The sequence below is a fragment of the Paenibacillus sp. P3E genome (genome assembly GCF_001909045.1).
Classification (GTDB): domain Bacteria; phylum Bacillota; class Bacilli; order Paenibacillales; family Paenibacillaceae; genus Paenibacillus_AQ; species Paenibacillus_AQ helianthi.
The window spans coordinates 28,930-41,617 of the sequence record NZ_LVWH01000001.1 but is presented as its reverse complement, the minus strand read 5'-3'; the positions used below and the strand labels follow the sequence as shown (position 1 = coordinate 41,617).

The following is a 12,688-nucleotide window of genomic DNA, read 5'->3' as shown; positions in this document are numbered from 1 at the left end:
AAACACCTGTTCAGATTAGTGAGGAGCACCCGTTTACTGTGGTGCTCCTCTATTTTTTATGGTTAACCGCCTGATACTATTGAGAGAGCACTGACCCTGTTTTTTGAAGGCTTGTTCATAGAATTTATGACCCCTACAGGCGACTTAGCCTCTTTTAAGTTAACATTCTTAAAAAATCACCTTTACAATTGTTTTCTCATTAGGCTTTGAAGAAAAAGATAACTCTGCATGATGCTTCTTAGCAATCTGCGCACATAATGTGAGTCCCAGTCCCGTTCCCCCTTCTTTTCTGCTTCTTGCCCTATCTACTCTATAAAATGCTTCTGTCACCAAAAGGAGCTGCGTCTCTGTCATTCCCTTTCCGTTATCTTCTATTTCAATAATTTTTTTCTCTTTTTCAAAATAAGCTCTCATTGTAATTTTACCTTTTGTGCCACATGCCTTTATTGCATTGTCTACTAAGTTCACAATCATACTTTCTATTAAATCTTCATTTCCTTTTATTTCTTTCAACTCATTGTAATATACTAATTCTATTCCTTTTTCTTTGAGCTTAATATTTTCGGTTTGATGAATTTTTTTAAACAACTGTGCTATATCAATTGATACCTTTTCTATTTCTTTTTCTTCTCGTATGATTACCAGTTCCAATAAACTTTCAGAAATATTTTTTAACCTTTTACTCTCTGATAAAATATAATTGGTTGCAGCATACTTATCTTCCTCACTTAAATGCGTTTTCTGCATATATTCAGCATATCCATAGATTGCAGTTAATGGAGTTCTTAATTCATGTGCCAAATCATCTATCAATCTCTGCTTTTCTCTCGCATGGTTCTCAAGCTCTTCCATCTGATATTGAATTTTATCCGTCATCATATTAAAACTTTGTACAACCTCTGCAATTTCTTCGCCACCACTAATCTCCAGCTTTTCTTTGTATACACCATTGGCAATTTTATTTGAAATAGATGAAATTCTTTCTAGTGGTTCAAAAAGATACTCTAACAAAATAAACAAGCATATACTTAAAACTCCTTAAATAACAATACCTGCAATAAATAAAGAGTTATTCATCTTCTCCCAATCATTTACTATACCTGTTATGTCTGCATAATAGACTAATGCATATTGGCTATACTGCTCTGGTAAGTACCCGAATACTCGTATGTATTTTTCCCCATTTAGTGTTACAACACTTATCTCCGTTATATCTTTTTCTTCATTCATTTCTGTACCACTCAATGTTGCTTCTATAGGTAAACTGGAATATACATTCATTTTATCTTTATAAATCTGCAAATATATTTTTTGAACCTCATATTGCATATTATACGAACTCATATCTGAACGACTCGATGCTGGTACTAAACAATTTACTCTTGATGGCTCGTATGCAAAAGTAGAAAATCTTATCACCAAAAAAGGCTATTTAACTGAACCTATTAAATCTATAACCTATCAGTGGATATCTTCTGATGCATTCGCCGTAATTTCACATACCTTTGATGTCACAACTGCTTCTAATAAACTCTATCGTATTGCACTCTCTCAAGATCTTACTCAACTGAGAGACTATAGTGTTTTAAAGACGGAAAATAAATAATTTCACAACTATGGATTTATGAATATTTTCTTGATATGGATAACGCCCCTTGGTTTTGGAGTTAAGGGGGATATGGATCTACCGTCTTTAAAGAAACGCAAAAAAGAAACCTTTCCTTTGGTAAATGGAAGTGCGACCAACCATTACAAAAGGAGAGGTTTCTTTGTACATTCAATATACCATGGAACCAACTTTACCTGCTAAAGGATCTGGAGGAAGGTATTCCAGAGGCTTTGAAATCTATTGTATATACATCCAGCTAAATGTCCCCAAGAAGAGCGTCGAGTTGCTCCCACCGCTCCGCAATGTGAATCATTTCTTCGGCAAAACGGACAGGTACCGCGCTGGACGATTCGAGCGATGGCTGCATCCACCAAAGCGATTCGATACACCAGACATACTTGATTGCCCTCAAAAGCGAGCCCGGCGGTAGCCGCCGCACACTACGGTAGCCTTCAGTGAAAGCGGCCACTGCATCCTTGCAGAATCCGCGCTCGCTGAGCGTGCCAGAAAGGACAGCCCGCCCGAGGTCCAGCGCTGGAAACGAGTAGCGTGCCCGGTCGAAGTCAACGATGGCTGCCAGAGCGTCTCCTTCGAAAAGCAGATTGTCTGCCCACAGATCGAGGTGGGCCCAGCCCGCAGTCAGAGGCGTAAAGTCATCATCTCCAAGAGAATCAGCAACCGCCTTCTGTAGTTGCAACGCATTCCGGACACGCTCAGACGAGTCACGCGCCGCATCCCAACTCACCTCCCAGGTGCGCTCCATCTCCTCGCGAGACAACCGCCAAACTGGTTCCTCCGGTGGCGCTGCTGCTCCCAGCCCCAACGCCGCCGCGGAATCCCAGACGGTATGCATATCCGCGGCAGCCCGTCCGAGTGCGTGCATCCTATGCTCACCGATCATGCCAGCAGGCACCATAGCGCCCGGACAGCACGTCATGACGGTCATGTACCTTCCGCATGGCAGGATGTGCATGCAGCTCCCTTCCAGTGTCAGCGGCTCAGGACACGGTCCACCCGACTGATAAAAAAGAAGTTGCAGTTGCAGTGCATTTTCAATCTTGACGCGAAATTCCGGATCACCCATCTTAAACCGCTCAGGGTGATAGCTTTTGGCGAACAGCCACCCCTTGTTCGTCTCAACAATCCACTTCTCGTTCAATAGCCCACGCCTAACACGCTCGGCGGACAACATCTCAGCCGAAAAATGCTTTTTCAGCCAGACCGCGATTTCGTTGACTATTTGCTCCTCATTCATCAACAGCATTTAAAACCAACCTTTCCAAATCCCTCCGCCCCGAACAGCGAAACTGCGTAGAGAACGTAGCAGAATTATGAAGTTTTTTGGCAATCTGTTATGATGTCGAACTCTCCAGATGACATTCTACTTCTCCTGCTCCTTGATCACCTGCTCAATCCCGAGCAGAATCAGCTTCAGGCCGAACTCAAACGCCCCGTCGGTCCCCATTATCTCGAACAGCCCGTTCGTAAACATCCTCCGGAACAGTCCTGCATCCGCCTCCCCCATGGAATCCATGAGCCGGATCAGCTCCTCACCCGGAGGCGCCCCCTGGTCTTTAAGGATCGCGGTGACATTGCGCTCATGCTGATAGTTGTCTAGAACGAAGTAGAAGACATAGTTCACAAGTGTAGTAACCACCTGCATTTTCTGCGCTTGGTCAAGCGGTGTCGATTCCACGCAGAGCAGCATACGGTTGGTGAACCGGATGATGTCCGGTTCGTGGGGCAGCGTCATCATCATGAGCTGCGTAGAGCAGGGATATCGGCTAAGCACGTTCCTTACGGTTACTGCAAGCCCTGTCAATTGCTCCTTCCAATCCCCCTCGGAATCGAATTCCTCCAGGATCACCTTCGATACCTGATTGGCCAGGCGCTGGTAAAGATTCTGTTTGCTCTTGAAGTACCAGTACAGGGAAGGAGCCTGAATTCCCAGCCTGTCGGCCAGTCGTCTCATGCTGAATTTCTCGATGTCCTCCTCCCCAAGAAGCTCCCACGAGACTTCCAGAATCCTGTCCTCCGAAATTTGAGGCTGCTTCTTTTTCATCAATATCCGCCCTTTTATCTAACAGTGTAAGTTTATGCTTTACAGGTCTATAGCTTCATGATATCATCTAACACTGTAAGGTTCAATCTAACACCGTTAGACTGTAAAAATAAAAGAAAGTGGTGATCCAACATGGATTCAGAAAACCTCTATTACTTTGAGAAAGCACCGGTCGCAAAGGCCGTAGCTCACTTCGCTGTACCGATGATGCTAGGCACATCAATGAATGTTATATACTCCCTCTTGAATGCCTATTTCCTTGGCACACTGCATAATACTGCTATGTTAACCGCTCTCGCGCTAACCTTGCCGCTATTCGCAATCATTATGGCGCTAGGCAACTTGATTGGCATGGGCAGCGGTACCTACATCTCCCGGATGCTAGGTGAGAAAAAGTACGATGACGTAAAGCATGTGTCTTCATTCGCTTTTTACAGCAGCTTAGTTCTCGGTCTTATCGCGATGGCCGTGGGCCTCCCGCTCATCAATCTCATCGTTCATGGCCTGGGGGCAACACCTGACTCCTTCGGATTTACGAAAGACTATGTCACTATTATGCTTATAGGTTCACCATTCGTTGTATTATTCTTCACGCTGGAGAATATCGTGCGTTCGGAGGGTGCAGCCATCACATCGATGACCGGGATGATTCTAAGTGTTGTTGTAAATATCATTCTCGATGCGCTCGTCATTTTCGTGTTCCATTGGGACGTGATCGGCGTTGCGTCAGCTACGGTCGTTTCCAACATAGTTGCGAGTGTATACTTTGCCCTCTATATGAGAAATAAAAGCCAATTTTTAACGATCTCCGTAAAATGGTTTAAGGCTACCAAAGACATTCTGGGCAATGTATTCAAAATCGGGGTTCCCGTCTTTATTATGAGCATCTTTTTGGGGGCAATGTCGCTGATCTTCAACCATTTTCTTGTCGAATACGGGGATGCAGCCATCGCGGCTTACGGAATTTCATCACGTTTATTGCAATTTCCTGAGTTTATTCTGATGGGCTTATGCGAGGGGGTCGTACCGCTCATTGCCTTCTCTTTTACAGCGGATAAATTGCGCATGAAAAATACCATTGGATTTACGATCAAAGCGATTGTGGGGTTAGCAGCCGTATTCGGTATCATCGTCTACTTCGTTGCCGACCATTTAATTGGGCTATTTACAAATGACCCGCATTTAATTGAAATGGGCAGCTACATTCTGCATGTGACGTTCTTATCCTTGTTCATTACAGGAATGACCACTCTGTTCACCGGGGTCTTCCAGGCAACAGCGCAAGGAACGGCCGCATTTATTATGTCGATCATTCAAGGCGTTACACTGATTCCTGTGCTTTATATCGCCAATGAAATGAACGGCTTCCACGGGGTGGTCTGGTCGCTTGTCATTGCGGATGCCGCCGCATTCCTTGTCGGTGCCTTCATGCTGTATGTTCTGCGGAACAAATTACAGCCGGAATTAGACTATTTGGTACAGTAGAAATTATATTCACCCAAATCAGCCAATTCCGGAGTTCTCTCTTTAAAAAAAGAAGGTGCAAAAAGCCGGTGCATCACCGGATACTTTTCGCACCTTTGCCTTCTTGTCTAAATCAACGCATTGAAATGGCCCTCTGCGTTGACCGTCGCCGTCCGTGGATCGGTTAGTACGATGCCCTTAAGTCCTCCCATTCGTTCCGTTTGCCAGACCGGGAGATGGTCTTGAAGCGGAGGAGCCGGTACAAAATGGACCGAGGTGCTGCTTCCGCTTTTCTGCACCAGCTGGGCCTCCAGCAGTCGAATTTGCCGCTGCAGCTGCTCCCGGCGATAAGGCGTCTGCATCTCTCCGCCCTGCGCTTCATTCACCTTGTCCAGTTCCATCAGTAACCGGTTCCGCTGTTTCTCCATGGAACTGACATCGCTTTGTGTGTCACCATAAGCTGCAATGGCCTGTACCGGGCTGATGCCTGACACTGTCTGTGCCGCCATGATCTCCCCCCATTTCCGTGGCTCCCCATCCAGATTCAGCCAATTCGAAAGTTCTAATTATCTCTATTACCCAGCAGCTCCCGCCATGAAAACATTTTATCCGCTAATCTATAAATAATCGTCGCATAGTCCCAGTCTGGCGCTTGTTTCGACCATACCTAAGACCCACCGGGGACAGTAAAGTCCCTTCAAGTGTCATTTGTAACATAAACAAGCCCACAGGAAAAATATCTACATATCATCCCGACTGGAGAGTAACGTACCCTGCTCCTATGATCGGTATGATGTAAATACAGGCTCCCGTGAGCTTTTCTACAAAAAACTTGCCTCTACTTGTAATACGAAGGATGCTACAAAAAGACTACATATTTCGTTTCTCATACTCAAAGGGTTCTTCACACGAATAAACTTCATGGAAAAAACCGAAATATGGGATATCGTCTTCCAGGCATTTTATATTATAGGACAGCTCCTCATCACACTCCGGCTCTTCGCCGTTGTTTCGCATGACCTCGAATGCATCTATAATACCCTCCATGAGGTTTGCTTGAATAAGCAAGGGCAAACTATTCAACGTCGAATGATCAAGCCTGGTTTCGGATCTGTATCCCGCGAGGACTCTTTCAAAATAATCCTCCATAAATTTTTTGCGTTTACCGGTGTCTGGTTCAGATTGTATCCAGCCCATTCCGTTACCCCAGATACTGGCCAAGTCAAACATATACCAACCGAAACAAGAATTATCGAAATCATAAACGGTTATTTGCCCGGTATCAAAATCAATAAAATAATTCCCATCGTTATAATCAAAATGAATCATACCGAACGACTCAGGGTTCCTGTCCAACCCTTCCAAGGTTTTAAGGAGCCCTAACAACTTCTCCTTAAGCAAAGATAACGAGTTGGGAATCAGTTTATCGATATATTCGGCATTGTATTTATCAAAAAAACTGTACCGGGGATGGACTGGAACATACCCTTTTGACAATTCGTGCAGCTTCCCCAGAACTTTACCGCAGTTATAATAGTATTCAGAAAGAGGAACGCCTTCCCGATACCGATAATGGTTTTCCACAAGCATTTTTCCTTTAGCCTTTTCAAACAGGCAGACAAAAAAGGTGTGATGATTATGAGTTATCTCTTCCAGCAGATTCCCCTTCTGGGAACTGACTACATTCGAGACACTGCCGCCATGCTCGAATAAATACCTGACATACTCAAGTTCACCTAGAAAATCTTCACGGCTTCTGTCATTTATGAAGGAGATTCTGAGTATTTTTGCATCAGTGCCTTCCTTCACACAGGTATAAACGACATTACGCCCTCTCTTATGTTCCTTAACCGGCTTCATTTCGTAGTCTTCCAATCCGTACAACTCTGATACAAATGGAAGTAAATATGCATCACTGATTTCAACAACCTCGTTATAATTTATAATATCTCCTCCAGTAAAAAAACTGTTTAACATATTTTACCTGCCGCACCATGCGAATTCTAGGTAAACTTTCAGTATAATTAAATTGACCTAAAGCCAAGCTTCTTTTTGTGCTCTCGATTACTTCATCTGCCCTTTGATGATTTTCACCATGCTCCTACCCGTTGCTATAATGGCTTCTTCAGCCGGACGCGGTGCCCAGCCAAGTAATTGTATGGCTTTTTGATTACTAGTGGACATATCTTCTCCCAGGAGTTTTGCAATCATTCTCAATTTAGGGTTAAACACCGCCACAATACGTACCGCGATATTTGGAAGCTCGCTGATGGGTATGTTTCTCGCATCTTCCCCTAAATGCTTCTTCAGGATCTTTGCAATATCGAGCATCGACAGATTCTCCGCACTGGAAGCTATAAAACGCTCCCCGCTTGCTTCGGGGCGAACCATAGCCAATATATGCAACTCCGCAACATCCCGGACATCTACATAATCCGAATAAATTTTAGGGACAGACTTTAGCTTGCCTTCTATCATTTGGCGAACGGTCTCATTGGAATGAGAATAATCATTGCCTAGAATGGGCCCCATTACACCAACGGGATTTACCGTTGCCAGTTCTAATCCATTTCCTTCTTGACGGATAAAGTCCCAAGCCGCCCTTTCTGCGAGTGTTTTCGATTTTTGATAGGGATGAATGTTTGCGTCTGTATTGGACCAATCTTTTTCGGTATAAGGCCCTTTATGATGCTTATGTCCCACACCAATCGCCCCGAAGGCAGAAGTTAGCACTACACGTTTAACCCCTGCATCACGTGACGCCCGCAACACTCGCAGAACACCTTCACGTGCGGGCCCAATCATTTCATTTTCATTTTTATAAATTATATTGGGTGTCGGAGAAGCCACGTGGATGACATATTCCGCGCCTTTCACTGCCTCAGCCCAGTTCATATCGGAGGATAAATCCGCTTGAATAAATGACAAACCTGCAAAATTAGTCACCCCGCCTGACCTTAGCATGGCTTTTACTTCATCTTGTCTGCCCATGGTACGAAGTGTTGTCCGCACACGATATTCTTGCATTAGTAATTTCAAAATGATATGAACAGCTATGAATCCCGAACCTCCGGTCACAAGCACCAAGGGATTGTTATTTTGTGGCATCTCGAGCGCTCCTCTCCATTGACGTTACAACTGTAACGGATGTACACTATTTTAGGACCGAACAGGATCTAAAACAAGTGGACAACAAACATCTGTGACAGAATGGAGGAAGTGTTATGGCAGCAACGGAGCACGCCCAAAATATAAAAAGGGACACAAAAGAATGGATTACTATTGCATTACTGGAGCTTTTACAGACAAAGCCATTATCCAAACTAACCATTTCAGAAGTCGTCAAGAAAGCCGGCGTCAGCCGAATGGCATTTTATAGGAATTACGAAAGTCTTGAACAAGTATTAGAAGAGTACTATGAACCTAAATATGCAGATATCTTTAATAAAATTGCCTTTCAGACCAGCCATGAGCAGAAAGTAACAGATTTGACGAATTTTTTCCATGCCCTATCCAATGATTTCCACACAGCCATTGATAATGATTACAAAGAGCTGCTGTATCAAATCTTTAAGCACCATATTGCCCAGTTCTATGATGAGATCATTCCCTTCCCGGACTGGACAGGTGCGAAACGGAGCTATTGGATTGACTTCATGAGTGCCGGTGTGTTTGAAATTTGGGTGATGTGGATCAAAAATGGTCAAAAGGAAACCTTAGAAGAAATCTCATCCCTCATTCGGCTTTTTCATAAATAAAAGGAGTGTGTATCCGCCCGCTTGTGCCGAAAGAACGGCTTGCCCTTTGACCAATTGATGAACGGCTGCTCTATGACATAATATGATATCGTGGCCGCCGCATACGAGATTGCGACGACGGATATACTGATGCCGAGCCATCGCCAGACGTCCCTAATCCCGGAATAGTGGTAATCCTGGATGCCGTACTTTTCGATTAACGTAATGAACAAATAGTGCCAAATATACAGACCGAACGAAATTTTTGCGGTAAACCGGAAAAAGCGGTTATCAAGCAAGCGGCCTACGATCACGCTGAACGGTGCCGACAGCAGTACGATTCCGAACAAAATGGCATAAGCCGGGAAGTAGTATGGCTGCTGCTGGAGGCTGAAGTCAAATTCGCCCTGGTGGCGCATACGCCAGATCAGCAAACTGGCAAGCCCCACAGCGGCTGCTCCAACGGCGTCGAACACCCCGAGCTTACGGAGCCGTTCTACTGCAGTGCCGCGCTGCATGATCGCGGTCGTTACGCCTGCGGCCAGGATGCCGATCGAGAAGTGGCCGAAGAATCCGACGGGATTGTAATTCGGCATCCAGAATTTCGCACCACCAATTAGGCCATAATCCCAGCCCCGGTCCTGCTCGCTTGGCGTAAACCACTGATGGATGAGAGCGTTTACGGCAAGCACCAATCCAAACGCGATGACCCAGAATAAGATCGCTTTTCCAAACGAACGCCGCTTGCTGAGCACAAACAATATCGCCATTAACAAAGGCATAAGCACGTAGCAAAACACCTCGAAGCTGATCGACCAGAGTGGCCCATTCAAGTCGGACGGGAAAAACGTTGTATAGTGGAAACCCGTCGTGAACGTGACCCCCGTTAGGATTCGCCGCCACATGAACTCCGTAGGAATGTCCAGCCTCCACACAAGCAACAGACAAACCATGAATGATACATAGAAGCCGGGCATAATTCTTGCAGCACGGCGCAATGCATACGTCCGGATACTAGGATACGGCTCATTCTCTAAGTAAGCGCTCCAAAAGGGGGATGACAGCAAAAATCCGCTTAACAAGAAAAACAAGCTAACCCCGCTGTTCCCTAGCAAGAAAACCGATTGCACATCCTGAAACCAGGGCTTTTGTGCGGGCATCATCAGCCGTTGTGACAAATGATGCAGGATGACGGACAGGCAAGCGATCGCACGAATGCCATCCGCTCCAGTTAATCGGGTACTGCCTAACCGAATCTTTGACATCAGTTCAATTTCCCCTTTTCGCAAATGATTCCCAAACGGATGATCGCCCGCGAAGCCTAGCACACCACATCCGTGTGCCCACTTCTCCATTTCCAATAGCGCCGTACATCGATTTCAGGTACTCCTATCTTTCAAGAAATCACAGGAAAATCCTTCAATGATTGTATTATTCAGTGGGAAAGAATGTTTTATATATTGAACCAGTATGTATTGACTCGATATATAACACTGTGATATATTTTGATCGCGGTATACAAATTCCCCCAAACTACAAGGAGGTCCAATTTTGAACAGTCAGGATGTTATTTTAGGGACGCTTATGAAAGAAGCGTTGACTGGATACCAAATAAAACAGTTATTAGAAAATGTATTCTCTAATTTCTATAGTTCTAGTTATGGAACGATCTATCCCACACTTGCCCGAATGGAAAAGGAGGGGTTGATCACTAAGGAAAATGTGCTCCAGGATGGTAAGCCTAACAAAAATCTTATATATATAACGCCTAAAGGCAGAGAACGTTTTAAAGCCTATTTACTGGCTCCGCTAGTAGCAGACAGCATCAGGAAATCTGACTTTATGATGAGGCTATATTTTGGTGAATTCGTCGGGTATGACAAGGTGATTATTTGGTTGAAGCAAGTCCAAGAGGAATCACACACAAAATTAGATCAATTATTAGAGCAATATTCGCTTCATAAAGATGAAATGCATCCAGCGCAGATCATCTGCATTCAAATTGGGATAGAAGAATATAAGGCTAAACTTACGACCATTGCCGAGGGATTGGTAAGCCTGGAGAAGTTAGTGCAAGAGTAGAACTGAATGTAGTGAATCCAAAACTTTAGGAGGAATTTTTATGAAAACAATTTTTATCACGGGTGCTTCATCGGGCATTGGGAGAGCTACAGTAAAACATTTTGCCGAAAGAGGATGGAACGTTGTAGCCACGATGCGCTCACCTGAACAAGAAACTGAGTTCAATTCACTAGATAATGTGTTAGTGCTAAGGCTTGATGTCGAGAAAAAAGATACGATTCAATCTGCGTTAGCGGAAGCGACTCAGCGGTTTGGTAAAATTGATGTTCTTCTCAATAATGCCGGATATGGAACAATGGGTCTTATTGAAGCAGCTACGGATGAGCAGATTAGAAGACAGTTTGAAGTGAACGTTTTTGGTCTTATCAGTATGACTACAGCCATGCTACCACATTTTAGATCGAATCAAGAAGGTTTGCTGATCAATATCTCTTCTATGGGAGGGAAAGTAACCTTTCCTACGATGTCTCTGTATCATTCATCCAAATTTGCAGTGGAGGGTTTTTCTGAGTCCGTATCTTATGAATTAGCATCACAAAACATCAAAGTAAAATTGATTGAACCAGGTGCTATTAATACGGACTTTGGTGGAAGATCAATGGAATTCTTTTTTGATGATGCTCTAACAGACTATATGCCATTTACTACTGCGTTTCGGGGTAAATTGGCTGAGATGGAAAAACACCCGGCATACGCTTCGCCTCCAGAAATTGTTGCCGAAACCATATACCAAGCGGCCACAGACGGTACAAGTCAATTCCGATATGTAGTTGGAGAAGATGCCAAGATGCTCATTCATATGAAAGAAAATACGGATGAAACAGAGTATTTAACTAATATCGCTCATCATTTTTCTTGAAAAAGGGGGGAATTTGAAATGATCGTTCTGCAATAAATTACACGACCTCAGGCAAGATGCAGCAGATCGCCCAAAACCCCGAAGTCGCCGTTTGTATCATCGTCGAACACATGCCTGCTGCGCATTCGCCTGATAAAGATAACAACCTATAAATCCTGTTTTTTTAGTACCCATAAAATACTGACCACGGAAACAACGCTAATAGCCGCCATACAAGAATATGAAACACTCATGGGAAATGCATATTCAATCTTAATGGATGTAACCTGGACGACCCTCAGAATTGTAACGATAGGTAAGATAGAGGATAGCATAGATGACCAGACTCCAACAAAAGATAACACTGTGTATATCATCGTTGCACAAATAGCGATAAGATAACCTTTACGGCAAATTACCGCGACCGATAGAACGGGTAAAAGGCTAAAGAACATAAGTAAGCCAGACTTTAAATAGGTTATCAGTCCATCCCAGAATGGAGCCGTTTCAAAAGGGATTCCAATAAATAAGCCAAGAAAGTTAAGCATATAGGATAGAGAGGCCATCGCTAAAATAATTAGAAGTAGTGTAGCTAATTTTGCTAGGGCTAATCGTACACGACCAACAGGGATGATAAACAGGTTCCGGTATGTATTCTCTATGGATTCCCTTGTGAAGATATAAGTACCAATAAGTCCAAATACGCATGGCCACAACAGTAATATTGCCAACCATAAATTTTGAGCGGAGTAGGAGACCCATGTGGTTTGAGTAGATGCCTCTAGATTTACAACAAAACCGATTAACGGAAGAAGACAACAAGCAGCAAGGCAAACCCAGATTATACTGGAGCCTTTGAGTTTCATAAACTCAGCTCGAATGAATCTAAACAATAT

At 44.0% G+C, this 12,688-nt stretch carries 13 protein-coding genes; 4 read left to right on the top strand and 9 right to left on the bottom strand.

Annotation, left to right across the window (positions count from 1 at the left end):
* Window positions 1-168: 168 nt before the first annotated feature.
* From A3842_RS00210 to A3842_RS00195, 4 genes are all read right to left on the bottom strand, one after another.
* Window positions 169-1,020 carry a sensor histidine kinase gene (locus A3842_RS00210; protein ID WP_074100021.1) on the bottom strand — a complete coding sequence of 284 codons (852 nt, stop codon included), beginning with the start codon at window positions 1,018-1,020 and terminating at the stop codon, window positions 169-171.
* Window positions 1,021-1,038: 18 nt separating this feature from the next.
* The gene (locus tag A3842_RS00205) at window positions 1,039-1,329 is read right to left on the bottom strand and encodes a hypothetical protein (protein ID WP_074100020.1); all 291 of its coding nucleotides are present in this window, start codon (window positions 1,327-1,329) and stop codon (window positions 1,039-1,041) included.
* 536 nt (window positions 1,330-1,865) lie between these two features.
* A complete protein-coding gene (locus tag A3842_RS00200; protein ID WP_074100019.1) occupies window positions 1,866-2,873 on the bottom strand; it encodes a phosphotransferase in 1,008 nt (335 codons plus the stop codon).
* Window positions 2,874-2,990: 117 nt separating this feature from the next.
* Window positions 2,991-3,671 (bottom strand): TetR/AcrR family transcriptional regulator, encoded by a 681-nt coding sequence (locus A3842_RS00195; protein ID WP_074088256.1) that lies wholly within the window; start codon window positions 3,669-3,671, stop codon window positions 2,991-2,993.
* A gap of 132 nt (window positions 3,672-3,803) precedes the next feature.
* On the opposite strand from A3842_RS00195, the gene A3842_RS00190 reads away from it, so the two are divergent.
* Window positions 3,804-5,156: an MATE family efflux transporter gene (locus tag A3842_RS00190; protein WP_074088255.1), complete on the top strand. Its 1,353-nt coding sequence runs from the start codon at window positions 3,804-3,806 to the stop codon at window positions 5,154-5,156.
* Window positions 5,157-5,263: 107 nt separating this feature from the next.
* Here the strand turns inward: A3842_RS00190 and A3842_RS00185 are convergent, their stop codons facing one another.
* The 3 genes from A3842_RS00185 to A3842_RS00175 all read right to left on the bottom strand — a co-directional run bounded on the left by A3842_RS00185 (window position 5,264) and on the right by A3842_RS00175 (window position 8,243).
* On the bottom strand, window positions 5,264-5,644 hold the full coding sequence (locus A3842_RS00185) for a hypothetical protein (protein ID WP_074088254.1): 381 nt from the start codon (window positions 5,642-5,644) through the stop codon (window positions 5,264-5,266).
* Between the two features lie 361 nt (window positions 5,645-6,005).
* A complete protein-coding gene (locus tag A3842_RS00180; protein WP_178382269.1) occupies window positions 6,006-7,112 on the bottom strand; it encodes a phosphotransferase enzyme family protein in 1,107 nt (368 codons plus the stop codon).
* An 87-nt stretch (window positions 7,113-7,199) separates the two neighbouring features.
* Complete coding sequence (locus A3842_RS00175; protein ID WP_074100018.1) at window positions 7,200-8,243, bottom strand: SDR family oxidoreductase; 1,044 nt, start codon at window positions 8,241-8,243, stop codon at window positions 7,200-7,202.
* 116 nt (window positions 8,244-8,359) lie between these two features.
* Here A3842_RS00175 and A3842_RS00170 point away from each other — a divergent pair, with 116 nt between their 5' ends.
* A complete protein-coding gene (locus A3842_RS00170) occupies window positions 8,360-8,893 on the top strand; it encodes a TetR/AcrR family transcriptional regulator (protein WP_074088252.1) in 534 nt (177 codons plus the stop codon).
* Here A3842_RS00170 and A3842_RS00165 read toward each other — a convergent pair.
* Window positions 8,884-10,137, bottom strand: a complete 1,254-nt coding sequence (locus A3842_RS00165; RefSeq protein WP_074100159.1) for an acyltransferase family protein — start codon at window positions 10,135-10,137, stop codon at window positions 8,884-8,886. The two genes, A3842_RS00170 and A3842_RS00165, sit on opposite strands and share 10 nt — an antisense overlap.
* Before the next feature lie 286 nt (window positions 10,138-10,423).
* Between A3842_RS00165 and A3842_RS00160 the strand changes: the two genes are divergently transcribed.
* Complete coding sequence (locus A3842_RS00160) at window positions 10,424-10,954, top strand: PadR family transcriptional regulator (protein WP_074088251.1); 531 nt, start codon at window positions 10,424-10,426, stop codon at window positions 10,952-10,954.
* Between the two features lie 40 nt (window positions 10,955-10,994).
* On the top strand, window positions 10,995-11,813 hold the full coding sequence (locus A3842_RS00155) for an SDR family oxidoreductase (protein ID WP_074100017.1): 819 nt from the start codon (window positions 10,995-10,997) through the stop codon (window positions 11,811-11,813).
* A 146-nt stretch (window positions 11,814-11,959) separates the two neighbouring features.
* Here the strand turns inward: A3842_RS00155 and A3842_RS33665 are convergent, their stop codons facing one another.
* Entirely contained in the window at window positions 11,960-12,685 is a 726-nt protein-coding gene (locus A3842_RS33665) for an ABC transporter permease (RefSeq protein ID WP_074100016.1), read from the bottom strand.
* Window positions 12,686-12,688: the final 3 nt, after the last annotated feature.

Coding starts and splice junctions, on each gene's coding strand:
- A3842_RS00205 (WP_074100020.1), bottom strand. CDS start 1,329: ATGCAATATGAGGTTCAAAAAATATATTTGCAGATTTATAAAGATAAA.
- A3842_RS00200 (WP_074100019.1), bottom strand. CDS start 2,873: ATGCTGTTGATGAATGAGGAGCAAATAGTCAACGAAATCGCGGTCTGG.
- A3842_RS00195 (WP_074088256.1), bottom strand. CDS start 3,671: ATGAAAAAGAAGCAGCCTCAAATTTCGGAGGACAGGATTCTGGAAGTC.
- A3842_RS00190 (WP_074088255.1), top strand. CDS start 3,804: ATGGATTCAGAAAACCTCTATTACTTTGAGAAAGCACCGGTCGCAAAG.
- A3842_RS00185 (WP_074088254.1), bottom strand. CDS start 5,644: ATGGCGGCACAGACAGTGTCAGGCATCAGCCCGGTACAGGCCATTGCA.
- A3842_RS00180 (WP_178382269.1), bottom strand. CDS start 7,112: ATGTTAAACAGTTTTTTTACTGGAGGAGATATTATAAATTATAACGAG.
- A3842_RS00175 (WP_074100018.1), bottom strand. CDS start 8,243: ATGCCACAAAATAACAATCCCTTGGTGCTTGTGACCGGAGGTTCGGGA.
- A3842_RS00170 (WP_074088252.1), top strand. CDS start 8,360: ATGGCAGCAACGGAGCACGCCCAAAATATAAAAAGGGACACAAAAGAA.
- A3842_RS00165 (WP_074100159.1), bottom strand. CDS start 10,137: ATGTCAAAGATTCGGTTAGGCAGTACCCGATTAACTGGAGCGGATGGC.
- A3842_RS00155 (WP_074100017.1), top strand. CDS start 10,995: ATGAAAACAATTTTTATCACGGGTGCTTCATCGGGCATTGGGAGAGCT.